The organism is Micromonospora sp. NPDC093243 (genome assembly GCF_044753725.1).
GTDB lineage: Bacteria > Actinomycetota > Actinomycetes > Mycobacteriales > Micromonosporaceae > Micromonospora.
Genome location: NZ_JBIVNT010000007.1, coordinates 195,789 through 221,353, shown reverse-complemented (window position 1 = coordinate 221,353; position 25,565 = coordinate 195,789). Strand labels below are relative to the sequence as shown.

Genomic DNA, 25,565 nt, shown 5'->3' with positions numbered 1-25,565 from the left:
GCGGCACGCCCGGGCCGCGAAGCGGCGGAGCGGTCAGGCGACGCCGACCGGCCGGAACTGCACGCTGACCCGGGGGCCGACCGGACGCGCGGTCTTGGGGATGGTGTGCTCCCAGGTGCGCTGGCAGGAGCCGCCCATCACGATCAGGTCGCCGTGGCCGAGGGGGAAGCGCAAACTCGCCCCGCCGCCGCGCGGGCGCAGCAGCAGCGACCGGGGTGAACCGAAGGAGACGATCGCCACCATGGTGTCGCTGTGCGCCGACCGGCCGATGGTGTCGCCGTGCCAGGCGACGCTGTCGCGCCCGGAGCGGTAGAGGCACATGCCGGCGGTGACGAACGGCTCGCCCAGCTCGGCGGCGTAGTGCCGGGTGAGTGCCGCCCGCGCGGCGGTGAGCACCGGGTGCGGCAGTTGCCGGTCGCCGTCGTACCAGCAGAGCAGGCGCGGCACGTCGACCTCGGTCTCGTACATCGTGCGGCGCTCGGCGCGCCAGGGCACCTCGTGCAGCAGGGTGTCGAGCACCTGATCGGAGCCGCGCACCCAGCCCGGCAGGTGGTCGACCCAGGCGCCCCGGGTCAGCTGCTGGCGACGAAGCCCGCCCGGCAGCCGCGCCAGGGACGGCCCGGCGTCGGTCAGGTCGAGCATCGACGGCTGGTAGGCGGCCGGCGTCATGAGCCCACCCTAGCAGCACTTTCGTACAACCGTACGACCGGCGTTTCAGCCGGTCACGGCGGCTCCGCGCAACGTGTCCAGCACGGCGTCGACAACCCGGCCGCGGCCCTGCCCGTCGACCGTCGCCCACGCGCGGGCGGCGAGCGCGGCGCGCCGCTCGGGGGAGGCGAGCAGGCCGTGCACGGTCCGTGCCGCGGCTGCCCGTGCGGTGCGCCCGGGTAGCCCGCCGGCGGCCAGCTCGGGCAGCTCACCCAGCCCGGCGACCAGGCCGTGCCGGACCACCCGGTGGTACGACTCGCGCTGGTTGTCGACCACGCAGACCAGCGCCGTGGGGGCGCCGAGGCAGCAGAGTTCCCAGGTGGAGGTGCCGGCCGCGCTGACCACCAGGTCCGCCGCCCGGATCAGCGCCGGCAACTCGTCGGTGGGCGGGACGGGGCGTACGAGCTGCCCGCGTCCCGGGGCGAGGTCCTCCAGCTCCGCCTCGATCTCCGGGCGGCCGACCACCACGGTCAGCTCCATCGGGTGGCCGGTGGAGAGCAGCACCCGGGTCAGCACCGGGGCGGCGCCGACCGCGTCGGTCCCGCCGAAGAAGGCGAGCACCCGGGGGCGGCCGGACACGGTGGGGGATGGGGGCGCCGGCGGCCGGGCGGTCACCACCGAGTCGCGCAGCAGGGCATAGGTCGTACCGGCCAGCAGCCGGCCGGGCAGCTCCGGGGTCGCCGCGCCGAAGTTCTGGTCCAGGTAGAGGTCGGCGTCCTGGCCCCGGCTGTCGCCGTCGATGATGGCCACGGTGCGTACCCCGGCGGCGCGCAGCGCGCCCGCCCCGGCGGGGTCCAGCTCGTAGGAGTCGAGGACCATGACGTCCAGCCGGTGCCGGCGGGCCGTCTCGACCAGCTCCGCGGGGGTCGCCGGGCCGGGGTGCAGCGGGATGCCGCGCGCCGCGAGCTGGGCGGCCGCCCAGCCGACCCCCTCGACCGAGCCGAACATCTCGACCCGCGCGCCTCGGGCCAGGAACTCCTCACCCAGCGCCAGCGACCGGACCAGGTGGCCGACGCCGCGACGCGGCCCGGCGTCGCAGCGCAGCCCCACCCGTACCGTGTTCAGGACTCCTCCAGCTGCTTCTGGCGTACGTCGGCGTTCAGCGCGCGCAGCGCGGGCTGCCCGTCCAGCCAGTCGGCGAGCTTGGCCAGTGGCACGCTGACGTCACCGAAGTGGTCGGTCACCGCCCGCACCAGGGCCCAGTCCCGGTCGGTGTCGAGGGTGAGCCGCAGCCCGGAGCGGTCCGGGGTCAGCGTCACGCCGAGCACCCGGAACAGCTCCGGGTGGGTGTACGCGTACGAGGTGACGTGCACCCGGTGGTGGTCGGTGGCGAGCCGGTCGAGGGTACGCAGCGCCTCGGCGCGGATGATCTCGACGTCCAGCCCGCGGGGCAGGGTGCGGGCGATCGAGGTGCTGGCGTAGTCCAGCCCGGGCACCGCCCGGTAGACCGATGCGACCAGCGTGATGATCTCCGGGTCGAGCAGCGGGCAGTCGGCGGTGAAACGCATGACCGCGTCCCCGGGGTGCGCGTCCAGCGCGCCGATGAACCGGGCGAGCACGTCGTCGACCGGTCCTCGGTGGCACGGCACGCCGAGCCGGGCACACTCGGTCGCCACCGCGTCGTCCACGCTGTCCGTGCTGGTGGCCACCACCAGGTCGGCGAGCACCCCGCTGTCCTGGGCGGCCCGGACCACCCGGCCCAGCACGCTGCGCCCGGCGAGCGGGCGCAGCACCTTGCCGGGCAGCCGGGACGAGCCCATCCGCGCCTGCACCACGCCCACGATCCGCAGCCCGTCGGTGTGCGTGGCCGTACCGCCCGGCCGCGCTCCGGCACCCGGCGCGGCGGTGGCGCCCGACCTCGTCGCGTCGGTCACTGCTGCTCCTCCTGCTTCGGCGTCAGCGCCTCGCGGGCCCGGCGCTTGGCGGCCCGGGCCCCCCGCTTGGCCAGCCGGGCCGGGGTGATCGCCAGCCGGCCGACCCGGTAGCTCAGCGAGCCGCTGAGCAGGTTGATCGTGGCGTCGGCCCGGCGCAGCGCCCGCTCCCGCGAGGTCAGCAGGTCCTCGGTCCACTTGAGCAGCGCGGCGAGCCGGGTCAGCTCCTCGCGCTGGCGTAGCCACGCCTCGCGCAGCTGCTGGTAGCTGCGCGGCCCGCCCGGTGGGTCGGTCGGCTCGACCGCCTTCAGCTCGGTGGCCAGGGTGACCCGCCCTTCGGCGTCCAATCCGCGCAGCGCGGCGGTCACCGCGGCCTCGGTCTCCACCGCCGCCGAGACGGTGGCACGGTCCAAATCGCGTCCGGCGAGCCCGCCGAGCACCACGGTCAGGCCGGCAACGTCCAGGGTGGACGCCCAGGGGTGGGCGTAGCCGCCGGTGAGCAGGGTGGCGGCGAACCGCCACAGGCTGCGGGCGAGTACGACGTCGCCCGGCAGCGGCTCGCTCGCCCGCCAGCTCGGGTCGAGCACCGCGTACCCGCCGTCGAAGACCACCGTGTTGTCGGCGCCGGCCAGCGCGACCGCCCCGGCGAGCCGACCGTCCGGGTCGGCGTGCCCGGCCAGCCACTGCGCGTATCCGTGCAGGAGCCGCCGCAGCGCGTCCAGGTCGCGTCGCAGGCTGGCGTCGAGCAGGAGGGTGCGCAGCAGCCGACCCTCGGGGACCAGCTGCCCGTCGAGCGCGGCCAGATCCCGGTACGCCGCCTCCCGGCTGGCGAAGGGGGCGGCCGTCACCTCGCTGCGTCCGGCCGCGGCGGTCACCCGCCACTGCCAGCCCAGCGGTCCGTCGACCACCTCCAGGACCTCGGCGCCGGGCGGTCCGGTCTGCACCATCGCCACCGGCAGGTCGACCGGCGCGGCGGCGGCCGGGGTCACGTCCAGCGGGGTCACGTCGTTCGTCCGGCGAGCGAGCACCAGCCAGCCCGGGGCGAGCGCGGCGGCCTGCCCGGCGTGCAGGGCGTCGACCGCGAGCCGGGCCGGGTCCTGGAGCACCATCGCGGCGGCGGAGCCGTCGGCGCAGGCGCCGTGCAGTACGGCGTCGAAGAACCCGGACGCGGTGCGCCACTCCAGCTGGTCGGCGTCGAGCAGCGCGGTCGCCGCGCCCGCGTCGGGAAATCCGGCGAAGGCGGGCCCGGGCCGGAGGCCGACCTCGGTGAGCCGCTCGCGCAGCTGCGCCCGGTTCGCCGGGCGCTCGGCGTCCAGCACGCCGGGGAGGCTCCAGGCGGCGTCGTCGCGCCGGGCGTACCAGGGGGCGGTGTCGACCAACCGGTGCAGCCCGATCGGGTTGTCCACCCGCAGCAGCAGGGTGCCGCCGGGGCGCAGCGCGCCGGCCAGCCGGGCGAGCACACCGCCCCAGCCCAGCCGGGCGCCCTCCACCGACTCGATCGGATCCAGGCCGGCGCCGGCGATCACCACGTCGTAGCGCTCGTCGTCGGGGAGCGCCGCCGGGCCACCCACCATCACCCGCGCGTTGCGCGCTGCCAGCGCCACCCCGTCCGGGTAGCTGCGCAGCAGGCAGGTCACCTCGGCGTGCCCCAGCCGGTCGAGCAGCGCGGGATCGTGCGGCCCGGCCAGCAGCACCCGGGCGCCGGCCGGCACGATCCGGGCGGCCAGCGCGGCGAGCGGACCGCCGTCGACGAGGCGCTTCTCCGGCAGATCGGACCAGGCCAGCATCTCCCCGCCCGGTAGCGCGATCCGGTCGGCGGCCGCCGTCTCAGTGGTCAACTCGTTCCTCCTGGAGGTTCGCCCACCCGAGCAGCTCGCGCAGCTCGGCCGGCGTGCAGCGGTGGTCGGTGCCCAACTCGGCGCGGGCGATCGCGACGGCGGTCGGCAGATCCACCGACTCGCCGTGCAGCTCCGGCCACTGGCGGCGGATCCGGGCGGTCCCGCCGAAGGTCGGGTCCTCGTTGGCGAGCACCATCGGGTCACCGTAGACCGCCGGCTCGCAGCCGGCGGCGATGCCGTAGAAGATCGCGCTGGTCAGCCGGTTCGACGCCACCCGGCGGTGCCGGCGCAGCTCGGTGAGCTGCTTGTCGAGGAAGTACGGGTCGGTGTCCCGCCACCAGTGCCCGCGATAGCCGTGGCAGATCACCCGGAAGCCGGCGTTCTCGTAGAGGCGGCGTACCCGGCGCATGCCGAACTCGTGCCAGTAGAGGCAGACCGTGACCGGGCCCGGCTCGGTGTCCCGGATTCGGGCGATCAGCTCCTTGTGGTCGCCGCGGACGTGCTGCCCCTCCCAGCCGTGAAACGGGTACCAGATGGTGCCCTCCCGCTCCGCCTCCGGTGGGTCGTCCGGCCGCATCGCGAGCAGGTACGCGAAGGGCGCGCCGATCACGACGACGTTGCGCCGGCCGACCGACCAGGCGCGCCGGCGGGTCTGCTCCGACCAGAGCAGGCTCGGCGTTCCCTCGGCGTAGGGGTGGCCGGGGGCGAGCCCGTCGCCGATGTTCCAGCCGTGCTGCACGTATCCGTTGATCCGCGGCGGGTGGCCGTCGCCCAGTCCGGCGTAGCGCGCCAGCACGTGGGCGTGGCCGTAGAAGTGGTTGGCGTGGTGCATCAGCGTCCCATCAGGCGGCGACGGGCCTCGCCGGGCGGCCGCGCAGCGCCGCGCCCAGCGCGTCGATGACGCGGTCCTGGTCGGCGTCGGTCAACGTCGGGTAGAGCGGCAGCGAGAGCTGCTGACGATAGAACGACTCGGCGACCGGGCAGGATCCGCGCCGGTAGCCGAGGTCGGCGAAGGCCGGGTGCCAGTGCACCGGGATGTAGTTGACCTGCACGCCGATGCCGGCCGCGCGCATCGTGTCGTAGACCTCGCGGCGACGTCCGTCGAGCACCCGGATCGGGTAGAGGTGCCAGGCCGGCTCCGCCCAGGAGCGGCGCCCCGGGGTCAGCACGCCGGTCAGGTCGGCCAGGGCCTCGTCGTAGCGGGCCACCAACTCGGCCCGGCGGGCGAGGAATGCGTCGAGCCGGCGCAGCTGGCTGCGGCCGAGCGCGCAGAGCACGTCCGGCAGCCGGTAGTTCAGCCCGAACTCGTGCACCTCCTGGTGCCAACCGCCCTCGTCCGGCCAACGCAGCTCGTCGCGCTCGCGGACCAGCCCGATGTTGCGGAACCGGCGGGCCCGCTTGAGCAGATCTGGGTCGGGCGCGGCGACCGCGCCGCCCTCGGCGGTGGTGAGGTGCTTGGTCGGGAAGAACGAGAAGGTGGTCAGGTCGGCGAGCGAGCCGACCGGCCGGCCCCGGTAGGTGGCCCCGATGGAGTGCGCCGCGTCGGCCAGCAGCAGGGCGTCCGAGCCGGCCATCGCGGTGCGCAGCGCGTCGTAGTCCGCCGGGTGGCCGGCGTAGTCCACCGCCGAGACCACCTTCGTGCGGGAGGTCGTCGCGGCGGCCACCGCTGCCGGGTCGAGGGTGAAGGTCTCCTCCTCGACGTCGGCGAAAACGATCTTCGCGCCGAGCAGGGCGGCGCTGCTGGCGGTCGCCACGAAGGTCATCGGCGGGACGATCACCTCGTCGCCCGGGCCGACGCCGGCCGCCGCGTACGCCACGTGCAGCGCCGCGGTGCCGTTGGAGACCGCCGCGCAGCCGGCCCCGCCGGTCACCTTGGCCAGGTCGGCCTCGAAGCCGTCGACCTGCGGGCCGGTGGTGAGCCAGTCGCCGCGCAGCACCTCGGCGACGGCCTGGATGTCGTCCTCGGCGACCGAGTGCCGGCCGTACGGGAGCATCGCCATCACGCGGTGAGGCCGAGCATGGTGCGCAGCTGCTCGACCGTGAGCCACTCGTCGTTGGTGTCCGACTGGTAGGCGAAGCCGTCCGGCACCGCCTCGCAGTCCACCGGCGGCTCGTAACCCCAGCCCGCGATGGTGGGCTGGACGATGTAGCGGTCCTTGGCCCGCAGCGTCCGGCGGCTGTCGTCCGGCGCGATCATCTCCTCGTGCAGCTTCTCGCCGGGCCGGATGCCGATCTCGTGGGTGGTGGCCTCCGGGGCGACCGCCTCGACCAGGTCGAGGATCCGCATGCTGGGGATCCGCGGCACGAAGAGCTCGCCGCCCTGCATCTGGTCGAACGAGTCCATGACGAACTGGACAGCCTGCTCCAGGGTGATCCAGAAGCGGGTCATCCGCTTGTCGGTGATCGGCAGGCTCTTGCCCTCGGCGGCCAGCCGGCGGAACAGCGGGACCACCGAGCCGCGGCTGCCGACGACGTTGCCGTAGCGGACCACCGCGAACCGGGTCGGGTGGTGGGCGGCGTAGTGGTTGGCGGAGACGAAGAGCTTGTCGCCGACCAGCTTGGTCGCGCCGTACAGGTTGATCGGGCTGGACGCCTTGTCGGTGGAGAGGGCGACGACCTTCTTCACGCCGGCCTCGATCGCCGCGTCGACCACGTTCTGGGAGCCGGTGATGTTGGTGGCGATGAACTCCGAGGGGTTGTACTCGGCCGTGTCCACCTGCTTGAGCGCTGCGGCGTGCACCACGTGGTCGACGCCGTGCATCGCCCGGGTCAGCCGGTGCCGGTCCCGGATGTCGCCGATGAACCAGCGCAGCCGCGGGTCGTCGCCGAGTTGCTGGCGCAGCTCGTACTGCTTGAGCTCGTCGCGGGAGAAGACCACCACCCGGGCCGGGTCGGCCTCGGCGAGGATGTGTCGGAGGAAGGTCCTGCCGAAGGAACCCGTTCCCCCGGTGATCAGAATGGACGATCCATTCAAGTCACTCAATTTGGTGCTCCCGTGATCGTGGATGAAACGGCGGCCCTCGGCCGGCCGACCGGACCGAGACGCTAACCGCGGCGGGTTAACGGGCCGACGCTCGCGGGTTAACCACGGACCCTCGGGCCGTGAATGGCGGGCACCCGGCCGGCGAACACTTCCCCGCAGCTCAACCACGGGCTGACCGGGCCGGATCAGGCGGCTACAGTGACCGCGCGTACGCGACGCGGCCCGCGATCCGGGCCTGGTGTCGCACCCGTTCCGCGGGCCAGACGTCGCGGTGTCGCGACCGGCCAACCCCAGTGCAGAGCAGCCCGGCCCCTTCCGCCGCGCGTACCGGAGCAAGGTCCGGCGCCGGCGGGTGGCCGGTGACCCCAGGAGGCGGCGATGGCATCCGGCACCGACGTGATGGAGCGGGCGGCGACCCCGAGCGGCGCGCCGGCCGGCTCGCGCCGGCGCTGGCTGGTGCCGCTGCTGCTGGTCGTCGGGTGGCTGCTCGGGGTGGCCTGGCGGATGTGGCTGGGCCGGCACATCAGCCTGCCGATCGCGCACACCGACGAGGACAGCTACCTCAACACGGCGCGGGCGCTCGCCGGTGGGCCGGGCGGTTTCAGCAGCGAGAACGAACTGCTGCGCCGGGTCGGCTATCCGATGCTGATCTCCCCGGCCTTCCTCGGCGACTGGGACTTCACCCAGAGCTACCGGCTGGTGCAGCTGATCAACGCGATGGTGAACGCGGCCCTGCTCCCGCTGGCGTACCTGCTCGGCCGGCGGCTGCTGCGCCTGGACCGCGGGCCGGCGCTGCTGGCCGCCGCGGTCGCCGCCACGCTGCCGGCCACGGCGTTCTACGCGAACGTGGCGATGATCGACACCGTGATGGCGCCGCTCGTGGTGGCCTGGCTGCTCGCCGTGCACCGGTGGATCGAGCGACCCGGCCCGCTCGCCGCGGCGACCGTCGGGCTGCTGGTCGGCGCGTTCCACCTGCTGCACTCCCGGGGTCTGGTCATCGTGGTGGTGCACGCGGGTCTTGTGCTGCTGCTGCTGGTCCGTCGCCGGATCACCCCCGGCGCGGTGCTCGCCGCGCTGCTGCCGGTGCTCGCTCTGGCGCTGGTGAACGAGGCCGGGATCCGGCTGCTCGGCGAGAAGGTCTACCTGCTCGGCAACGAGCCCTCCGGCGGCACCGTGCAGGCGATCGCCTCCGGACCGGGTCTGGTACGCCTCGGCGCGGCGGTCGGCACCCAGCTCTGGTACGTCGTGGTGATCACCTTCGGGTTGGCCGGTGTCGCCTGGGTGGGCGCGCTGCGGGAGCTGCGCCGCCCCGAACGTGGGCCGGCGGCGCGGTGGACCCTGGGCGTGGCCCTGGCCACCACGGTCGGGGTCGCCGGTGGGGCCTCGGTGATCCTCGCGGGCATCACCGACAAGCCGCTGGACGCGATCTACGGGCGCTACGTGCAGATGCTCGCCCCGTTCTGGCTGCTGGTCGGGCTCGGTGTGGTGCTCACCGCCGGCTACCGGGTGGTGCTGCGCCGCACGGCGGTGGCGGCGGCGCTGCTGGTCGTGGGTGCCGCCCTGATCGGTGCCCGGCTGGCGTACGTCGAGAGCCGGGGCCACAGCCTGCGCTACGGCGGTTTCGGCGCTCCGGACCTCTTCGCGCTGACCGGCGGCTGGCGGGAGTTCCGCCCGTTCACCGGCGCGCTCGTCGGCGTCGCCGGCTGCGTGCTGTTGGTCGCCGCGGCACGGCTGCCCCGGCTGCGGGTGCCCCTGCTGGTGGCGCTGCTCGCGGTGAACGTCGGCACCATGCAGGTGATCTCGCACCGGATGATCCGGCCGATGGTGGCGGCGACCGCGCCGACGCCGGCGGTCGCGGACCTCGGCATCCACCCCGGCGAGCGGGTGTACGCCTCGACCGGGGTGCACTACATCCTCCGGTTCAACCTGAGCCACCAGGTGACCTGGACCGACGTGCGGTGGTTCAGCGACCGCCCGCCGGCCGCGGCCGAGGTGGTCTTCACCCGCTGGGCGCCCGGCGAAGCCGACGACTGGCCGGGCGAGCAGTACGGCTTCATCCGGCTCGGCGGCAACCCGCAGCAGCACTGGGCGGCCTGGCGGCGCGGCTGAGCGCGGCGGCGCCGTCCGGCCGTTTTCCGCCGTGCGGGTCATTTCCGAGCACTTCAGTTAACGACGGGTGTCTGGCCGGTTAATGGCGCGCGGACAATTGTCGAACGGCCCGGACAATTCAGCGCCGCCGACGGTTCGAGCGGTCCAGGGAAATCGGGATGACGGTGATTTCCCGGCCGTCGGAAACCTCCGTCCGTGGCGTGCCCTCGACGAATCGGAACCGACGGTTCATCTGCCGCACGACGGTGTTGTGCCCGAGCACCTCGCCGTCGAGGCGGTCCAGCCCGAGATCGTCGAACGCGTGGTCCACCGCCGCGCGCATCACGGCCAGCCAGGCGGGCAGCGTCTCGCCCCGGGCGGCCAGGCCGTCGGCGTCGAGATAGAAGCCCCAGGAGCCGGTCGGTGGCTCGCCCCACCGCAGGTCGAAGAAGGTGACCACGCCGCACGGCACCCCGTCGTGCAGGTACATCAGCACCCGCCGGGACGGGTCGGCGCGCACCGCCGACCACCACCGGGCGTGCTCCTCCGCGGTGATCTCGTGACTGGTCTTGCTGACCTGCCGGTTGGTTTCCTGATTACGCCAGGACAACATCAGGTTAACGTCGTCCCCGGTCGCTTCGCGCAGCACGTGCCTCTCGCTTTCCCTGGTGTTTCCCGCAATCGTCTGAGCACCCTACCCGGCCCCGGGAAATGTGATGTCCATTCGCCGGGCCTGTACACTCCGGCGCATGAACGAATTGAGTCGCGCGCAGATCCGCGACCTCATGGCGCAGGTGCTCAAGAACCAGGGCAAGGTGCTGCCGGAGGACGACGCGGCGGATCTGCGGGAGATCGGTTTCCGCTCCCTGGACTTCTCCGAGCTGGCGCTGCGGGTCGAGGACGAGACGGGCGAGGAGCTCAACTTCGACGCTCCCGGGCTGCGTCGGATCTCCACCGTCTCCGACGTGCTCGACTTCCTCGTCGAGCTCCAGCGGCAGTGACCGTCGCGACCTCTCGCGCCGGGTCCACCGCGCACCCGGAGCCGGCCGGCATCGACAACCGCATCGTCGTCGGCGGCACCCCACTGACCTGGCGGGCGCTGCCGGAGTTGACGCTGCCCGCCCCGGCCGCGGTGCTGGCCCACGGCGCGCGCGATGCCCTCGCCGCGGCACGCCACCACGCGACGCACGGCACCGAGCTGCTGCTCAGCGGCGCCGGCCGGGTCGACGCGGCGCTGCGGGCCGAGCTGCGCGACGCCGGCTTCGCGCTGACCGAGCTGGTCGACGGGGAGCCGCGCGACGAGGCCCCGGCTCGGGTCCGCGCCGCCGACCCGGGTCGGCTCTGGCTGCTCACCTCCGGCTCCACCGGCCGGCCCAAGCGGGTCGGCCACACCCTCGACTCGCTCACCACGGTGCGGGGCGAGCAGCCCGCCCGGACCTGGCTCTGCCCGTACGCCCCGGGCACGTACGCCTGGTGGCAGGTGGTCACGCTGTCGCTGACCCAGCCCGGCCAGCACCTGGTGGTGGTCGAGCAGGACCAGCTCGACGACTGGCCGGCGCTCGCCGCCGCGCACGGTGTGGACGCCGCCTCCGGTACGCCGACGTTCTGGCGCCGCACCGTCTACCGCGACGCCGCCGCGCTGGCCCGGGTGCCGCTGCGCCAGATCACGCTCGGCGGCGAGCCGGTCGACCAGGCGATCCTCGACCAGTTGCGGGCCCTCTTCCCGGCCGCCCGGCTCTCCTGGATCTACGCCTCCTCCGAGGTCGGCGCCGCGATCGTGGTGCACGACGGCCGGGCCGGCTTCCCGGTGGAGTGGCTCGACCGGATCGTGCCCGGCCGGCCGGCGCTCAGCGTGCGCGACGAGGAGCTGGTGATCACCTCGCCCTACCACGGTGCCGGGCTGGACGGTGCGGTCCGCACGGGCGACCGCGTGCAGGTGGTCGGCGACCGGGTCGTCATCACCGGCCGGCTCGACGCCGACGAGATCAACGTCGGCGGGAGCAAGGTCTCCGCCGGGCTGGTGCGGGACGTGCTCACCGCGCACCCGGGAGTGGTCTGGGCCCGGGTGACCGGGCGGCGGGCCCCGATGCTGGGGCGGATGGTGGTGGCCGAGGTGGTCCCGCAGCCGCGCGCCGACGCCGAGCCGCCGGACGAGGCGGCGCTGGTCCGCTGGTGCGCCGACCGGCTGCCCGAGCACGCCGTACCCCGCCGGATCCGGATGCTGACCGAGATCCCCGTCAAGGAGACCCTGAAGAGCGATGTCTGACCGCGCCGAAACCCCGATCGTTCCGCCCAGCTCCATCGTCCTCGTCTCCGGCGGTTCACGCGGGCTCGGGCTGGCCATCGTCACCGACCTGCTCGAGCAGGGCCTCCGGGTGGCGGCCTTCGCCCGGACCGTCACGCCGGAGCTGGCGAAGCTCGCCGCCGAACACCCCGACCGGATCCACGTCGGGTCGGTCGACGTCACCGATTTCGCGGCCGCCCAGTCGTTCGTCCGCGAGGTGGAGCAGCGGCTCGGGCCGATCGACGGCCTGGTCAACAACGCCGCTGTCGGGCAGGACTCGCTGCACGTACACACCGCCACCGGTGACATCGCGCGGATCATCGAGACGAACCTGACCGCGCCGTTGCAGCTCACCCGACTGGTGATCCGGCGGATGCTCGGCCAGGGGCTGCGCGGGCGGATCGTGAACGTCACCTCGATCTGCGCGCAGCGTGGTTTCCCGGGACTGGTGGCGTACTCGGCCACGAAGGGCGGGATGGACGCGGCCACCCGGTCGCTCGCCCGCGAACTCGGCGGCCGGATGCTGGTCAACGCGGTGGCGCCGGGCTTCTTCGCCTCGGAGATGTCCGCGGTGCTCGGCCAGACCCAGCTCGACCAGATCGTGCGCCGCACGCCGACCGGTCACCTGACCGAGCCGGAGGAGGTCGTGCCGGTGGTCCGGATGCTGCTGCGCGAGCAGACGAACATCAACGGCCAGGTCATCGTGGTGGACGGTGCCGCCTCCATCTGAGCTGGAGCGGGCCGTGCTGCCCCGGCCGCCGGCCGGGGCAGGGCCGCGTCCGGTGCCGGCGCTGGTGGCGGGGGCGGAGCGCTACCTGCGGGTGGGCACCGCTGCCGAACTGGCCGCGGCGCTCACCCGCAGCCACCTCGACGACGGCCGCTGCGTCGGCTGGTACGGGCCGCCGACCCCCGGCTGGCGGGTGGCGATCGACGCCGAACGGGCCGACGCGCCGGTGCCGGTGGCGCTGGCGCGACGCTTCGGTGCGGCCGACTTCTGGGCCCGGTGGACCCGGGCCGAGTGCTACTGCAAGCTGGCCGACGTGCCGGTGGTGGCCTGGTGGCGCCGGCACGGGCTGGGCACACCGGCGCAGAGCCCCGCGGTCTGGCGGACGCTGCGCCTGGCCGACCTGGTGGTCACCGTCGCCTTCGCGCCCGAGCCGGACGGCTGCTGATCTCCCGATCTCCCCCGACCCGGTGGGGCGGGGGAGATCGGCGCGGGTGCGGCGACGTCACGGCGGCCGGCGGGTGTGGACCCCCGACGTCACCGACCCGAGCCGCGCGCCGCCGGCGAGGGCGACGCGCGACGGACCCGGCCAGCCTCACAGTCAGATCAGGTCCCAGCTCAGCGGGGTGCCGCGGGGGACGTCGGTGGCGAAGGTGCGGCCGAGCACCCGGTCGATCTCGACCGGCGGCAGGCCACCCGCCGGCCGGATGGAGCGGACGTTGTGCTCGGTCACCGGGTCGCCGGCGCGGACGTCCTCGACGACGAACAGCGAGCGACGGAAGCGCAGGCCCTCCCGCTCCGCCGGCGTGGGGCCGATCGCCGTGCCACCGAGTGCCGCGTACGCCCGCTCCGACTCGATCACCAGCGCAGCCAGCTCGTCCGGGTTGAGCGAGAAGTCCGAGTCGACCCCGCCGTCGGCGCGGTCCAGGGTCACGTGCTTCTCGATGAAGCAGGCACCGAGCGCCACCGACGCGACCGGCACCCCGATGCCGGGCGTGTGATCCGACAGCCCGACCGGCACGCCGAACGCGTCGGCGAGCACGGGGATCCGGCGCAGGTTGCTGTCCTGCGGCGGGGCCGGGTAGGAGGCGGTGCAGGCGAGCAGGATGATGCCGCCGGCGCCGCCGTCCCGGGCGGTGCGCACCGCGGCGTCGATCTCGGCCATGGTGGCCATCCCGGTGGAGATCACCATCGGCTTGCCGGTGCCCGCGACGAGGCGGATCAGCGGCAGGTCCACCAGCTCCGAAGAGGCGATTTTGTACGCCGGCGCGTCCAGCGACTCCAGCAGCTCCACCGCAGTTGCGTCGAAGGGGGAGGAGAAGACGGTCAGGCCGTGCTGCCGGGCCCGCTCGAAGATCGGGGCGTGGAACTCGTACGGGGTGTGCGCCTTCTCGTAGAGCCGGTAGAGGTTCTCGCCGCCCCACAGCTCGTGCCCGCTGGAGATGCGGAACGCCGGGGTGTCGACGTCGATGGTGATCGTGTCCGGGCGGTACGTCTGGAGCTTCAGCGCGTGCGCGCCGCTCGCCGCCACCGCGTCGACGATGGCCAGCGCCCGGTCCAGGTCACCGTTGTGGTTCCCGGACATCTCGGCGACCACGAAGGGTCGCTCCCCGGCACCGACCGCGTGCGGTCCGATCTTCAGTGTCGCCGTCATACCGACCTCTGCTCACCTGCGTCCGCACCAGTGTGCGGTCCTGTCGTCGTCGTCCACCGGGTGCGGGGACGACCTGGAAAACCAGGGCGCCGGGAGCCGAAGCGGCTCCCGGCGGGGATGCTGACCCGGGGTGCGGTCACGGGTTGCGGCGGCCCGCCAGCGCGTCGTTCCGGACGGTGTCCGTCGCCCCGCTTCCCGGGTCGTCGCCGGCGGATCCGCCCGCGGCCTCGTCCGTGGCCCGCCCGCTCGGGGCGTCGCCGGCTGGCGGGGCCGGGCGGCGCAGCCGGCCCGCCACCCGGTGGGCCTGGCGCAGCGCCGCGTACGCGAGGTAGTCGTTGCGCCCGACCAGCCGGTGCTTCAGCCCGGTGATCCCGGCCGGCGGCGGGTAGCCGGCCGCCGGCAGGTACCGGCGGTAGTGCTCGGCGACCCGCTGGAAGAAGGCCCGGCGCAGGTGCGGGTGCAGCCGGTCGTCGTTGCCCACCACCACGAGGTAGTGGTTCACCATCAGCTGGAACAGCTCGGTCTGCAACTGCTCGTCGGGGTGCCGGCGGCGCACCCAGTCCATCAGCCGCTCGTACTGGTCGAAGGCGTCGAAGTGCCGACCGCTGCGGGTCGAGGTGATCGCACCGAGCCGGCCCTGGCGGTAGAGATAGCAGATCCGGTCCAGCACCGAGATCTTCTCCGCGCCGATCAGCAGCGGGTGGCTGAACGGGATGTCCTCGTACCAGCCGGGGAAGAAGCGCAGCTCCAACTCGTCCAGGAAGGCCCGGCGGACCACCTTGTTCCAGGCGGTGTGCTGCACCCGCAGCAGCTGCGGCTGGTCGGCCAGGCGCACCACGCCGGAGATCCCGTGCAGCAGGTGGCTGCTCGCGTCGACCTCGCGCCGGCCGTCCTCGTGCACCCGCAGGTGGTCGAGCATCAGCACGTCCGGTTCGTGCTGGCGCAGCCGGTCCAGCACCGCCGGGATCGTGCCCGGCGGCAGCCAGTCGTCGCTGTCGACGAACCAGACATACCGGCCGGCGGCCACCTCGAGGCCGGCGTTGCGGGCCAGCCCCAGGCCGACGTTGCTGCTCAGGTGCACGGTCCGGATTCCGGACCGGCCGGCGGCGTACGACCGGAGCATGTCCCCGCAGCGGTCCGGGGAGGCGTCGTCCACGGCGATCAGCTCGACCGCGCCCGCCTCGCCCGCCGGAATGTCGGCCCGGATCGACTCGAGGCACTGGTACAGGTACGCCTCGACGCCGTACACGGGCACGACGATGCTGAGCAGCGGTGGCGGGGACTCGTTGACCACGCCGCCACCTTCGACCCCGCGGGTGGACGGACCCGGAACCGGACGTGGCCGACGAAGGTGGAGTTTCTGAACAACCGCCGAGCGGCGGGTTAACGGTTGAGGATGCGCCGCACCGGGCCGCCGACCACCCGCTTGACCCGGGCCCGCAGCTGCTGTTCCTGGAGGGTCTCGACCTCGCCGCGCAGCTCCTGGTTGCGGTCGCGCAGCCACCGCACCCGCTCCAGCAGCACGTCGGCGTCGGTGGCGTCGGCCGGGCGGACGGCGGGCGGGAAGGTGGTGGCGCGCACCTGCTCGTCGAAACGGGTGGCGCTGTCCCCGTCGGCGAAGGCGTGCCCCAGATTGTGCTTGGCGAGGAAGGCGAGCATGGTCTCGTAGCGGGCCTTGTGCCCGTTGTTCATCGCCGTGTAGTCGGCCTCCGCGTACAGGTCGGCGGCGTCGACGTCGGCCGACACGTCCTTCATCACCCGATGCGGGATGTCGAAGTACCGGGCCAGCTCCAGGGTGCGCGAGTCGTGCGCGAAGAGGTAACCGGGCGTGCCGGCGATCAACGCGGTGATGGTGCCGTGGATCCGGGTGCCGAAGGCGAAGTCGAACCCGGAGAGGTAGTCCATCCAGGTCCAGGGGTCCACGAACATCCGCACCTTGTCCTCGGTGAAGAGGGGGTGCGAGGTGTGGATCGGGATCGCGCTCTTCTTGCCCCGGTCCTCCGGCGCGTCGCCGTAGAGCAGGGTGCCGAGGGTCTTCAGGTCCTGCGGCAGGTAGCGCAGGTTCGGGTACCGCTGGTGGTGCGCGGTCACCACCTTCGCCATCGACTTCACGTACGGCGAGATGGTCAGCGCGACCCGGTCGTGCGGCTCCAGGGTCTCCTTGCGCTTCTCCACCCGCAGGCTGTCGCCGTGCAGGAACATCGACGGGCAACCGATCACGTCGACCGCGGAGAAGCCGAGGGTGCGCAGGTAGCTCTCGGTGATCTCGCCCCGCACACCGATGCTGTGCGAGCGGTCCAGCACCGCGCGGACGAAGCGGCTCACCACGTCGTCGATCGGGCGCAGGTACTCGCGGTCGCCCTTGACGTCGGTCTGTACGCCCACCCCGAGCACCACCACCGGGATCTTCAGCCGCTCGATCAGCTTGGTCATGGTGACGATGCGGTGCGCGTAGCTACGCCGGAACGCGTTGGCGAGCGGGATGACGTACACGTCGAACTGCTCGTTGATCTTGTCGGCGTCGCGCAGGTCGATTTTGAACTCGGTGGAGGTGATCTCCGCCGTCGCCGTTCGGAGCAGCTTGTGCGCGGCGTGGCTGAAGACCAGGTTGCCGTTGTTCTCGCCGATCCAGTTGCTTTCGAAGGTCTCCTCCGGCGAGTAGACGTCGAAGGGGCCCTTCTTGGCCCGCATGAGGATCCGCTGGTGCATCGGTGGCTCCACCTCTCGTCCGTCCGCGGCGGCGTCCGACTCCGGACACCGGCCCCGACAGGGTTGGGGAGGCGGTACGTCCGACACCTCCAGGCCCCGAGATATTAGGCCACGCGACAGCGAACGAACACCCACGCGTCACCCTCGTCCACCCGGCTGGACGGCGTCCACCGACCGGGCGGGTAGGGTGCCCGAACGGACGGCGCTGACCGGGAACCACCGCACGGCGGCGGCCTGCGCCGCCCACCGGACCGCTGGGAGGAGAGGTACGTGCTGGTGACGCCGCGCAGGGTGGAGGGCCGGCCATGACGGGCGCACCGACGAGCGTGGCGCCCGGCCGGAGCGCACCGGCCGGCCGGCTGCCCTCCCTCACCGGGCTGCGCTGGATCGCCGCGCTGCTGGTCTTCGGTTTCCACGCCGGCACCATGCGGATCATCGCCGAGCCGGACTACCAGGGCGTGGTCAACAAGGTGTTCAGCCTCGGCCTCTCCGGGGTGCAGTTCTTCTTCATCCTCAGCGGGTTCGTGCTGGTCTGGTCGTACCGGCCCGGCGAGCGCCGGCGGGACTTCTGGCGCCGGCGGGTCGCCAAGATCTACCCCAACCACCTGCTGCTCTGGGCGCTGGTGCTGCTGGTCGGGCTCTGGTTCGCCGACCCGGTCAACCCCTCGGCGGCGGTGCAGAATCTGCTGCTGATCCAGGCCTGGAACCCGACGCCCGGCTACTTCTACAGCGTCAACACGGTGAGCTGGTCGCTCTCCTGCGAGTTCTTCTTCTACCTCTGCCTGCCGCTGGTGCTGCCCTACCTGCGCCGGGCGCGACCGTGGCTGCTCTGGGCGGTCGTGGTGGCCGTGCCGCTGCTGATCCTGGCGCTCTGGCCGGCGCAGGCGCTGGTGCCGGAGGCCGATCGCTGGTGGTTCACCCAGATCTTCCCGCCGGTGCGTTCGCTGGAGTTCTGGATGGGCGTGGCCGCCGCCGAGTTGATGCGCCGCGGTCGGTGGCGGGGTCCCCGGCTCACGCCGGCCAGTGCCCTCTTCGTCGCCACCTGGGTGGTCGCCGCCGCGTGGGTCCGCGCCGAACTCTGGGCCGCGCTGCTGTCGGTGGCGTACATCCTGGTCATCACGGCGGCGGCCGACGCCGACGTACGTGGCCGGCGCTCGCCGTGGCGGTCCCGCCCGATGATCTGGCTCGGCGAGGTGTCGTTCGCCTTCTATCTGGTGCACGTCTTCGTGATGATGACCGTGCTGCGGCTGACGGGCGACTGGGGCGTCGGGCTGCCCGGCTGGCGCGGACCGGCGGTGGTGCTCGGCTTCCTGCTGCTGAACCTGGTGCTCGCCGGGCTGCTGCACCGCTACGTCGAGATGCCGATGATGCGCCGGCTCGCGCCGCGCCGGCGGGCCCGCCCGGCCGACACCGCGCCGCCCGCCGCGCCGAGCGCCACGGTCACCGCGCCGCCCGCCGCGCCGCCCGCCACGGTCACCGTTCCGGCGCCGCGCGCGGGCGACGCGGCCCCCGCCGACCAGCCGGCGTACGTCGAGTCGCGCTGAGGCCGTCCACCCTGGTCAGAGCCCTCGGCGCGGCGTCGGCGACACGCCCGTCACCCGATGCGACCCAGCGGCGCCGACGGTAGCGTGGTGCCGTGCCTTCCGTCGCGCTCACCTGTCCCCTGTGGTGGGTCGCGCGATGGGCGGCCCGGCTACTGGCCAGCCTCGCGGTCCTCGGCGCCCTGAGCCTGGGTGCGTCGGCCACCGACGCGCCGGCGCCGGTGGTGGCGCCGGTGGCCGGCCCGGTCGCGGGGCACCACGCCGGCGCCGACGACGCGCTGGCCGCCGAGCAGCGGGTTCCCACCGGCGTTCTGCCCTCCGCAGTGGCCGGTCCGGCCGCACCCCCGCCGGCTGGCACCTCGACCGTGGTGGTCGCCGCGGCCGCCCAGTCGCCGCTCTCGGCCGCGCCGGCCGCCCGGGCTCCCCGGGCCCCACCCGCCGCCTGATCCCACCCGGGCGAGCCGCCCGCCGCCGCGCCTGTCGAACCTCCCCGCCGCGCCCGCTCGGCGAACCGATCCGGCCTGTTCCGCTGTCCCAGCTCGAGGCAGCCCGACAGTGGCCCGCGATCACGCCGGAAGCCCCGCGGTTCCGCACCCGCCTCCGCTGCCCGTTAGGTGCCGTCAATGGAGAAGACCGTCCTCTACCAGTTCCTGATCGAGGTGCCGCAGGCCGCCGCCATCTGGTCGGTCCTGCTGGTGCTGGCCCTCACCGTGCTCACCGTGCTGGTCGCCCGTCCCGAGCGCGACCGGCCGGACGACACCCCGCCCGCCGTCCCGACCGAGCGGGAGCTGGCCGCGGCCGACGCCGCCGACCTGCGCCGCTACGCCGACGAGGTGACCGTCGCGGCTGCCGGGGCCGCGCAGACCGCCCGGCGACGGCGCGCGGACTGGCTGGCCGCTCAGGCCGAGGCCGAGCGGGCCTGGACGGCGTACGACGAGGCGGAGACCGCCGCCCGGCGGTTCGCCGGCGCTGGCGCGTTCGGTTCGCCCAGGACACCGCACACCCCCGCCGAGTACGCGGCCCGGGAGCGGCACCTGCACCGGTCCGCCACGGCGGCGCACTGGCGCGGCGAGCTGACCCTGCGGCAGCTCGGCGACGTGCTGGCCCACCGCGACGGCTGGGATCCCCGGCGGCACCCGGTCGAGCAGGAGGTGCTGCTGGCCCGGGTGATCCGGGACGGCAAGCTGGCCGAGCACCGCGCCGCGGCGCAGCGGGAGCGGTCGGCGTGGCGGGACGCCGAACTGGCCGCCGAGTCGGCCCGGACCCTCGCCGCCGAGGCTTGTGCGGCGGCGGCCCGGCTCCGGCCGGCCCGGGTGCCGGCGCCCCGCCCGTCCGAGGCCACCGGCGCCGCGCGGGCCACCGTCGGGCGCTGGCGGCCGGCCCGGGTGGGCTGATCCGGCGATTGTTCCGTGACCCCGGCCACAGAGCGCCGGAAACGGTCAGCCGGAACAGTCCGCACCAATCTCGCGGGGGTTCCGAGGCCGTTGTCGTCGACCTGTCCGATTGTCGCCCTCCGGTGCCGGCAGAACTGCTCGTCCCATTGAGTCACGCCAGTGTCCGTACGCGCAAAAAAAATTATCATGATCGACGTTTACGCAGGTGGGTAAGGGTTGGCAGGGCCCATACCTACCAGTAATGTCGGCCCGTCCGGTGCGGTAACCGATCGCAAGAGGCGACGCCGCGCCGACCCGCCTAATCGAGTTCCACGAGCCGGGGACCCACATGCAGTTCCGGGGTGAATCCGCGAGCCACGGCCCGCGGTAGGGCGATCTTCCCGCCCGAATCCGTCAGCTAACCCGGTCGGCGGTGTCGGAAGGAGTTCCATCCTCGTGTCATCCGCTCCCACCCCTTGGTCGTCCCCACCCCTCCACGGCACCGCGGTGCCCGCGCTCGCCCGCCCCGTAGCGGCGAGCTGACCCCGGCACCCGCGTCTCCCGCCCGGCCACCCGGGCGTTCCCCTGAGCGGTCCACCACCCGCGGACGAGATCCGCGCGGTCCTGCCTGCCTGTCCTCGGACGCGGGCACGGTGCGTCGCTCTTCCCCTCAGTCGTGGAGGATCCCGTGAAGCACACCCTCAAGCGTCAGCTCCGTCGTCTCGCCACCCAGCGCCCGTTGCAGGTCGCCGCCGCGTCCGCCGCGGCGTTGGTGCTCGCGTCCAGCGCCGGCGCGATGCTGCACAACGGCGACGACAAGCCCGCCACCCAGCACGCCTCGGCCTCGGTGGCCGAACTGCGCAGTGACAGCGTCGCCTCCCGGGGCGACGCCCGGACCAGCCCCTCGACCAGCAGCTCGCCGTCGACCGCCGCGCCGTCGGCCGCCAGCCCGGCGCCCGCGGTCAAGAAGGCCGTCGACCCCGACCTCACCCGCAAGCCGGAGCCGCCGAAGCCGCCGGCGAGCAAGATCCTGGACTACGACTACCAGGCCCAGACCACGTACTTCTACTGCGGCCCGGCCGCCACCCGCAACGCGCTCAGCGCCGCCGGGATCGAGCGCAGCCAGGACGCCCTGGCCACGCAGCTGGGCACCACCGAGATGGGCACCAACTCCGCCGAGGACACCACCCGGGTGCTGAACGCGGTGGTCAAGGGCGACCCGTACCGGACCCGGATGTTCCCGGGCGCGCCCAGCCCCGCCCAGATGGACCGGCTCCAGGCCGACGTGGTGGCCGCGGTCAGCGACGGGCGCGGCGTGGTCGCGAACATCGTCGGCGACGCCACCGACGTCGACGGTGGGTGGCACTCCTTCTCCGGCGGGCACTACATCGCCGTGGTCGGCTACCGGGACAACGGCCGGACCGTGAAGATCGCCGACTCGGCGAACCCGGCGGTGCCGTCGTACTGGATCACGACCATCGACCTGGCGAACTGGATGGCCACGCGCGGCTACTCCGCCTGAGCAACGCAACAGGACATCGGGCGCCGGCTCCCTCAGGGGGCCGGCGCCCGCTGCGTTGGTAGGCGGAATCCCTGTCGGATCCGCTACCTCCGGCTGCCCTCCGCCGACCGGGCACTCGCCCGGCAGCCGGGCCGGTGGCACACTGCGGACCATGGTCGATGACACCGGTACCCGCGCCGACCGCCAGCCCGTCCTGCTGCTGCTGCACGGGCTGGGCGCCACCGGCGAGGTGTGGCTGCCCTGGGCGCCGCTGCTCGAGAGCCGGTGGGCCGGACGGTGGCTCGCCCCGGACCTCGCCGGGCACGGCTGGTCACCGCCGCTGCCGGCGTACTCCTTCGACGCGCTGGCCGAGCGGGTCGCCGCCGCGCTGGCGCCGGGCGACCGGTTGGTCGTGCTGGGGCACTCGTTGGGCGGCGTGGTCGGGCTGGCGCTGGCCGCCAGGGCCACCGGGTTGCCCGTGGACGCGGTGATCGGCCTCGGCATCAAGGCCGTCTGGTCCGAGGCCGAGCTGGACAAGGCCGGCGAGCTGGCGACCCGACCGGTCACCTGGTTCGCCAGCCGGGACGAGGCCGCCCGCCGCTACCTGCGGGTCTCCGGGCTGGCCGGGCTGCTGCCGCCGGACCACCCGGTGACCGAGGCCGGGTTGCGCCAGGTCGACGGGCGCTGGCGGCTGGCCATGGACCCGGGGGCGTTCGCGGTGGGCAAGCCGGACCTGCCCGCCCTGCTGGCCGGGACCGACGTGCCGGTGCTGCTCGCCCGGGGCGAACACGACCCGATGGTCACCGACGCGCAGCTCAAGGAGCTGGGGGTGCCGGTCGCCACGCTGCCCGGGCTCGGCCACAACGCCCACGTCGAGGATCCGGCCGCGGTGCTGGCGTTGGCCGACCCGTACCGCTGAGCCGCCCGACGGGCGCGGGCCGGCGGCTCAGGCGGTGGGGGAGAGCGGCAGCGCGTCCGGCTCGACCGGCAGCCCGGCGCGCGGGGACGGTGGGCTCCAGCCCGGTTCCAGCTCCCGCCGGGCGGCGTCCAGGAACGCGTCGGCGTACGACTCGGCGGGGAAGTCACCGAGGTAGCGCCGCCGGGTCACCCAGCGCTCCGGCGCCATCGGGTCGGCGCCGAGCAGCCGGTCCAGCACCTCGTCCAGGTTGGCCATGTCCCGGCGCAGCACGTAGCCCGCGCCGGCCAGCGGGAACCGCTCGGTGAACCGGTCGCCCTCGCCGCCCATGTCGGTCACCGCGAACGGCTTGCCCGAGTAGAGGTAGTCCGAGATCACCCCGGAGACGTCTGAGATCAACGCGTCGGAGCGGTTCACGCACTGCACCAGGGTCAGCTCGCGGCTCGCGGCGGCGCCCCAGATGTGCGGCCGCCCGGTCCGCGCCCGGTCCGCCGACAGCAGCTCGGTCAGCCGGCCCAGCTGCCGCGCCGAGGCCGGGTTCTGCGCGGTGTACGGGTGGGCGCGCAGGATGACCGTCACGCCCCGGTCGAGCAGCCGCCGCAGCAGCGCCTCGGCCACCGGCAGCGAGCAGTAGTCCGCGTCCGCGTGGTGCCCGGTCCAGGTCGGGGTGTAGAGCACCGTCCGGGGCGCCTCGGCGGGCAACGGCTCCGGGCGTACCTCGATCGACTCGACCTGCGGGCGGCCCACCACCACGAACTTCTCCGCCGGGATGTCCACCCCGGCCCGGGCGTACCGGTCGATCGCCGCCGGCCCGGCCACGAAGATCCGGTCGAAGATCGCGGAGACCGGGTTGGCACTCGGCGCCTTGTCGCTGTCGCCGTGGTGCAGCTGCACGTGGGTCAGCTGGGTGAACCGGATGAGGTGGGCGTTCTTCGCGCCGTGGTTGACGTAGAAGGCCACCTTCAGGCTCGGCACCAGCACCTCGTCCATCGCCCGCAGGGTGGGGCAGTAGACGACCGGGGCGGTGGTGGCCGCGGCGACCGGCGCCAGGAACTCCGGCTCGCGCACCAGCACCAGGAACGGCCGGCCGATCCGCTGCAGGTACGGCAGCCACATGGTGACCTGGTACTCCGAACCGGGCGGGGCGGAGAAGTGCAGCACGAACTCCGGCTGGTGCCGGCGCAGCGCCCGGCCCACCGCCCCGCCGCCGGCCGGCGGACGGAACCGCCGCCGGGCCAGGTCCAGCGCGACCGCCCCGGCGCCCGCGCCGACCAGCAGGGTCACCGCGAGGGCGACCAGGGCCGGCAGGGTCGCCGCGGCGCTCAGCGCGAGCACGGCGAGCAGCCCGAGCAGCGCGCCGCCGAGGTGCGTGGCGACCAGCGGAGCCCAGGACCGCACCGGCAGGTTCGCCGCCCGGATCTCCAGGTTGCCGGCCTGCCGCAGCGGCCCGACGAGCAGCACCAGCCCCAACAGCACCAGGGCGGTGGCGGCCAGCGCGGGGTCGAAACCGGCGTCCAACCGGCGGGCGTACCCGACCAGGACGGCGGCGGCGATCAGCGTCGTCTCGGCGGCGGTGTCCGCGCTCGGGCGGATCCGCCGTTCCGCGGCGGCCGCGGCGAGGGCGGCCACCGCCAGCGCCAGCCCCCAGCCGGTCGCCCCGGTCAGGGCCACGACCAGGAAGGCCAGCACGGCCAGCCCGATGCTCAGGCACCGTGCGATCAGCTTCCGGACCAGGTCACCACGCATGTCGCTCCGTTCACCGCCGTCGGAGGTCAGCAGTCGTCGGCCGTCAGCCGACGCTCGCCGTGGCGGCGTCCGCCGCGGCCGGCGTCGGCTGGGCCGGCACCGCCGGCGGCGCCTCGCCCGGCGCCCGGCGTACGTCGATGACCTGCCCGGTGAGCTCCGAGATCAGCACGTCCAGCGAGGCCTGGGCGACGGTCTCGGCGGCGAGCAGGGTGTGCTCCGGCTCCTCGCCGAACGCCTTGGTGCGCATCGGGGTCGCGGTCCGCTCGGGGTTGATGCAGTTGACCCGTACGCCGAACTCCGCCCACTCGTCGGAGAGCGCCTGGGTGAGGTTGACCAGCGCCGCCTTGGTGGAGGAGTAGAGGGCGTACTGGGCCCGGCCCCGGGTGTAGGAGCTGGAGGTGTAGAGCAGCAGCTGGCCCTTGGTCTGCTGCAGGTAGGGCAGCGACTGGCGGGCGGCGATGACCGGCCCGACGAAGTTGACCTGGAGCACTCGGTCCATGGTCTCCTCGTCCATCTCGGTCAGGGCGCCCTTCTCCAGGATGCCGGCGGTGACCACCACGTGGTCGATCCGGCCGGTCGCCTCGAAGGCGGTCTTCAGCGCCGCCTCGACGTCCTCGGTGCGCTCCACGTGGGTGCCGGTGCTGGAGCGGCTGAACGGGAAGACCTGCGCGCCGTAGCGGCGGGCCAGCTCGGCCAGGTCGTGGCCGATGCCGTAGCTGCCGCCGAAGATCACGATGGTCCGGCCGGTCAGCTCCTCGGTGTAGCTGCGGTGGTCGGTGACCCGGGGGGCCTGCGCGGCGGCGAGCTGGAAGAGCTTGTCCGCGAGGTGCACGTCGACCGGGTGGGTGACCTTGATGTTCTCGTCCGAGCCGTCGATCACCTTGATCGGCGTGCCGGGCAGGTAGCGCAGCACCACACCGCAGTCGTCGGTGGCGGCGAAGTTCGGGTCACCCTCGGCGCGCCGGTAGGCCTCCCGGATGGTGCCGGAGCGGAACGCCTGCGGGGTCTGGCCACGGCGCAGCGAGGAGCGTACCGGGATGTCGGTGATGCACTCGTTCTCGTCGACCTGGATGATCGTGTCCGCCGACGGGATGGCCACGTCGACCGCGGAGTAGCTCCAGAGCGCGTTCACGCACTCGCGGACGATCCGGCCGCTGACCAGGGGCCGCACCGCGTCGTGGAAGAGGATGTTGCAGTCGCCCTCGCCGACCGCGTCCAGCGCGATGCGGGTGGTGGCGTTGCGGGTGTCGCCGCCCTCGATCACCTTGGTGACCTTGCGGAAGCCGGCCTTGTCGACGATCTGCTGGGCGTCGGGGACGTGCCCGGTGGCCATCAGCACGATGATCTCGTCGATCTCCGGGGCGGACTCGAAGACGGCCAGGGTGTGCTCGATGATCGGCTTACCGGCGATCTTCAGCAGCTGCTTGGGGATGCCGAGCCCGAGCCGCGTTCCGGTGCCGCCGGCCAGCACCACCGCCACTGTCCGCGAGGGCCGCCATGGCGCCGGGTTCTCCGGTGCGGCGTCCGGGCCAGTGGTGTGGTCCTGCGTCATTGCCGATCCTCACTTCCGGGGGGGGGTTAACGAAAGGTTCCGCCCAGGCGGCGACCGGATGAACCTTAACGCGCGAC

General features: G+C 73.8%; 23 protein-coding genes and 1 riboswitch. Of the genes, 10 read left to right on the top strand and 13 right to left on the bottom strand.

Annotated features, from left to right (window positions below; translation table 11 throughout):
- Positions 1-33: 33 nt before the first annotated feature.
- From ACIP9D_RS24340 to pseB, 7 genes are all read right to left on the bottom strand, one after another.
- Complete coding sequence (locus ACIP9D_RS24340; protein WP_350873157.1) at positions 34-669, bottom strand: alpha-ketoglutarate-dependent dioxygenase AlkB; 636 nt, start codon at positions 667-669, stop codon at positions 34-36.
- A gap of 45 nt (positions 670-714) precedes the next feature.
- Positions 715-1,773, bottom strand: coding sequence for a spore coat protein (locus ACIP9D_RS24335; protein WP_350873384.1), 1,059 nt, complete (start codon positions 1,771-1,773; stop codon positions 715-717).
- On the bottom strand, positions 1,770-2,498 hold the full coding sequence (locus ACIP9D_RS24330) for a glycosyltransferase family protein (protein ID WP_350873383.1): 729 nt from the start codon (positions 2,496-2,498) through the stop codon (positions 1,770-1,772). The genes ACIP9D_RS24335 and ACIP9D_RS24330 overlap by 4 nt, the downstream gene beginning before the upstream one ends.
- A gap of 80 nt (positions 2,499-2,578) precedes the next feature.
- The gene (locus ACIP9D_RS24325) at positions 2,579-4,417 is read right to left on the bottom strand and encodes a class I SAM-dependent methyltransferase (RefSeq protein WP_350873156.1); all 1,839 of its coding nucleotides are present in this window, start codon (positions 4,415-4,417) and stop codon (positions 2,579-2,581) included.
- Complete coding sequence (locus tag ACIP9D_RS24320; RefSeq protein WP_350873155.1) at positions 4,407-5,249, bottom strand: hypothetical protein; 843 nt, start codon at positions 5,247-5,249, stop codon at positions 4,407-4,409. The genes ACIP9D_RS24325 and ACIP9D_RS24320 overlap by 11 nt, the downstream gene beginning before the upstream one ends.
- A gap of 10 nt (positions 5,250-5,259) precedes the next feature.
- A complete protein-coding gene (locus ACIP9D_RS24315) occupies positions 5,260-6,411 on the bottom strand; it encodes an aminotransferase class I/II-fold pyridoxal phosphate-dependent enzyme (protein WP_350873382.1) in 1,152 nt (383 codons plus the stop codon).
- A gap of 5 nt (positions 6,412-6,416) precedes the next feature.
- Entirely contained in the window at positions 6,417-7,400 is a 984-nt protein-coding gene (gene pseB, locus ACIP9D_RS24310; RefSeq protein ID WP_350873154.1) for a UDP-N-acetylglucosamine 4,6-dehydratase (inverting), read from the bottom strand.
- 378 nt (positions 7,401-7,778) lie between these two features.
- Between pseB and ACIP9D_RS24305 the strand changes: the two genes are divergently transcribed.
- Positions 7,779-9,509: a hypothetical protein gene (locus ACIP9D_RS24305; RefSeq protein WP_350873153.1), complete on the top strand. Its 1,731-nt coding sequence runs from the start codon at positions 7,779-7,781 to the stop codon at positions 9,507-9,509.
- A gap of 118 nt (positions 9,510-9,627) precedes the next feature.
- Here the strand turns inward: ACIP9D_RS24305 and ACIP9D_RS24300 are convergent, their stop codons facing one another.
- Complete coding sequence (locus ACIP9D_RS24300) at positions 9,628-10,137, bottom strand: GNAT family N-acetyltransferase (RefSeq protein WP_350873152.1); 510 nt, start codon at positions 10,135-10,137, stop codon at positions 9,628-9,630.
- Between the two features lie 100 nt (positions 10,138-10,237).
- Here ACIP9D_RS24300 and ACIP9D_RS24295 point away from each other — a divergent pair, with 100 nt between their 5' ends.
- The 4 genes from ACIP9D_RS24295 to ACIP9D_RS24280 are packed head-to-tail and all read left to right on the top strand — an operon-like array spanning position 10,238 to position 12,944.
- Positions 10,238-10,489: an acyl carrier protein gene (locus ACIP9D_RS24295; protein WP_350873151.1), complete on the top strand. Its 252-nt coding sequence runs from the start codon at positions 10,238-10,240 to the stop codon at positions 10,487-10,489.
- Positions 10,486-11,754 carry an AMP-binding protein gene (locus tag ACIP9D_RS24290; protein WP_350873150.1) on the top strand — a complete coding sequence of 423 codons (1,269 nt, stop codon included), beginning with the start codon at positions 10,486-10,488 and terminating at the stop codon, positions 11,752-11,754. Before ACIP9D_RS24295 ends, ACIP9D_RS24290 begins: the two co-directional genes overlap by 4 nt.
- Positions 11,747-12,502: an SDR family NAD(P)-dependent oxidoreductase gene (locus ACIP9D_RS24285; protein WP_350873149.1), complete on the top strand. Its 756-nt coding sequence runs from the start codon at positions 11,747-11,749 to the stop codon at positions 12,500-12,502. Before ACIP9D_RS24290 ends, ACIP9D_RS24285 begins: the two co-directional genes overlap by 8 nt.
- Entirely contained in the window at positions 12,486-12,944 is a 459-nt protein-coding gene (locus ACIP9D_RS24280; protein WP_350873148.1) for a hypothetical protein, read from the top strand. The genes ACIP9D_RS24285 and ACIP9D_RS24280 overlap by 17 nt, the downstream gene beginning before the upstream one ends.
- A 153-nt stretch (positions 12,945-13,097) precedes the next feature.
- On the opposite strand, the gene pseI is transcribed toward ACIP9D_RS24280, so the two are convergent.
- From pseI to ACIP9D_RS24265, 3 genes are all read right to left on the bottom strand, one after another.
- Complete coding sequence (gene pseI / locus ACIP9D_RS24275; RefSeq protein ID WP_350873147.1) at positions 13,098-14,150, bottom strand: pseudaminic acid synthase; 1,053 nt, start codon at positions 14,148-14,150, stop codon at positions 13,098-13,100.
- A gap of 136 nt (positions 14,151-14,286) precedes the next feature.
- Positions 14,287-15,444: a glycosyltransferase gene (locus ACIP9D_RS24270; RefSeq protein ID WP_350873146.1), complete on the bottom strand. Its 1,158-nt coding sequence runs from the start codon at positions 15,442-15,444 to the stop codon at positions 14,287-14,289.
- 89 nt (positions 15,445-15,533) lie between these two features.
- Positions 15,534-16,859 (bottom strand): polysaccharide pyruvyl transferase family protein, encoded by a 1,326-nt coding sequence (locus tag ACIP9D_RS24265; protein ID WP_350873145.1) that lies wholly within the window; start codon positions 16,857-16,859, stop codon positions 15,534-15,536.
- Positions 16,860-17,164: 305 nt separating this feature from the next.
- Here ACIP9D_RS24265 and ACIP9D_RS24260 point away from each other — a divergent pair, with 305 nt between their 5' ends.
- The 5 genes from ACIP9D_RS24260 (at position 17,165) to ACIP9D_RS24240 (ending at position 22,193) form a co-directional block, all read left to right on the top strand.
- The gene (locus ACIP9D_RS24260) at positions 17,165-18,403 is read left to right on the top strand and encodes an acyltransferase (RefSeq protein ID WP_350873144.1); all 1,239 of its coding nucleotides are present in this window, start codon (positions 17,165-17,167) and stop codon (positions 18,401-18,403) included.
- 92 nt (positions 18,404-18,495) lie between these two features.
- The gene (locus tag ACIP9D_RS24255) at positions 18,496-18,846 is read left to right on the top strand and encodes a hypothetical protein (RefSeq protein ID WP_350873143.1); all 351 of its coding nucleotides are present in this window, start codon (positions 18,496-18,498) and stop codon (positions 18,844-18,846) included.
- Between the two features lie 177 nt (positions 18,847-19,023).
- Positions 19,024-19,794, top strand: coding sequence for a hypothetical protein (locus ACIP9D_RS24250; protein ID WP_350873142.1), 771 nt, complete (start codon positions 19,024-19,026; stop codon positions 19,792-19,794).
- A gap of 285 nt (positions 19,795-20,079) precedes the next feature.
- A riboswitch (cyclic di-AMP (ydaO/yuaA leader) is annotated at positions 20,080-20,221 on the top strand.
- A gap of 228 nt (positions 20,222-20,449) precedes the next feature.
- Positions 20,450-21,295 carry a C39 family peptidase gene (locus ACIP9D_RS24245; protein ID WP_350873141.1) on the top strand — a complete coding sequence of 282 codons (846 nt, stop codon included), beginning with the start codon at positions 20,450-20,452 and terminating at the stop codon, positions 21,293-21,295.
- A 151-nt stretch (positions 21,296-21,446) separates the two neighbouring features.
- Positions 21,447-22,193 carry an alpha/beta fold hydrolase gene (locus ACIP9D_RS24240; protein ID WP_350873140.1) on the top strand — a complete coding sequence of 249 codons (747 nt, stop codon included), beginning with the start codon at positions 21,447-21,449 and terminating at the stop codon, positions 22,191-22,193.
- Positions 22,194-22,220: 27 nt separating this feature from the next.
- Here ACIP9D_RS24240 and ACIP9D_RS24235 read toward each other — a convergent pair whose 3' ends face one another.
- Both ACIP9D_RS24235 and ACIP9D_RS24230 read right to left on the bottom strand, forming a co-directional pair.
- On the bottom strand, positions 22,221-23,936 hold the full coding sequence (locus ACIP9D_RS24235) for a CDP-glycerol glycerophosphotransferase family protein (protein ID WP_350873139.1): 1,716 nt from the start codon (positions 23,934-23,936) through the stop codon (positions 22,221-22,223).
- A 43-nt stretch (positions 23,937-23,979) separates the two neighbouring features.
- Positions 23,980-25,488: a bifunctional cytidylyltransferase/SDR family oxidoreductase gene (locus tag ACIP9D_RS24230; RefSeq protein ID WP_350873138.1), complete on the bottom strand. Its 1,509-nt coding sequence runs from the start codon at positions 25,486-25,488 to the stop codon at positions 23,980-23,982.
- Positions 25,489-25,565: the final 77 nt, after the last annotated feature.

What these genes read in the sequence shown, in the direction of transcription:
- ACIP9D_RS24340 (WP_350873157.1), bottom strand. Translation starts at nt 669, where the DNA reads ATGACGCCGGCCGCCTACCAGCCGTCGATGCTCGACCTGACCGACGCC.
- ACIP9D_RS24320 (WP_350873155.1), bottom strand. Translation starts at nt 5,249, where the DNA reads ATGCACCACGCCAACCACTTCTACGGCCACGCCCACGTGCTGGCGCGC.
- ACIP9D_RS24315 (WP_350873382.1), bottom strand. Translation starts at nt 6,411, where the DNA reads ATGCTCCCGTACGGCCGGCACTCGGTCGCCGAGGACGACATCCAGGCC.
- ACIP9D_RS24305 (WP_350873153.1), top strand. Translation starts at nt 7,779, where the DNA reads ATGGCATCCGGCACCGACGTGATGGAGCGGGCGGCGACCCCGAGCGGC.
- ACIP9D_RS24295 (WP_350873151.1), top strand. Translation starts at nt 10,238, where the DNA reads ATGAACGAATTGAGTCGCGCGCAGATCCGCGACCTCATGGCGCAGGTG.
- ACIP9D_RS24285 (WP_350873149.1), top strand. Translation starts at nt 11,747, where the DNA reads ATGTCTGACCGCGCCGAAACCCCGATCGTTCCGCCCAGCTCCATCGTC.
- pseI (WP_350873147.1), bottom strand. Translation starts at nt 14,150, where the DNA reads ATGACGGCGACACTGAAGATCGGACCGCACGCGGTCGGTGCCGGGGAG.
- ACIP9D_RS24265 (WP_350873145.1), bottom strand. Translation starts at nt 16,859, where the DNA reads ATGCACCAGCGGATCCTCATGCGGGCCAAGAAGGGCCCCTTCGACGTC.
- ACIP9D_RS24260 (WP_350873144.1), top strand. Translation starts at nt 17,165, where the DNA reads ATGACGGGCGCACCGACGAGCGTGGCGCCCGGCCGGAGCGCACCGGCC.
- ACIP9D_RS24250 (WP_350873142.1), top strand. Translation starts at nt 19,024, where the DNA reads ATGGAGAAGACCGTCCTCTACCAGTTCCTGATCGAGGTGCCGCAGGCC.
- ACIP9D_RS24240 (WP_350873140.1), top strand. Translation starts at nt 21,447, where the DNA reads ATGGTCGATGACACCGGTACCCGCGCCGACCGCCAGCCCGTCCTGCTG.
- ACIP9D_RS24235 (WP_350873139.1), bottom strand. Translation starts at nt 23,936, where the DNA reads ATGCGTGGTGACCTGGTCCGGAAGCTGATCGCACGGTGCCTGAGCATC.
- ACIP9D_RS24230 (WP_350873138.1), bottom strand. Translation starts at nt 25,488, where the DNA reads ATGACGCAGGACCACACCACTGGCCCGGACGCCGCACCGGAGAACCCG.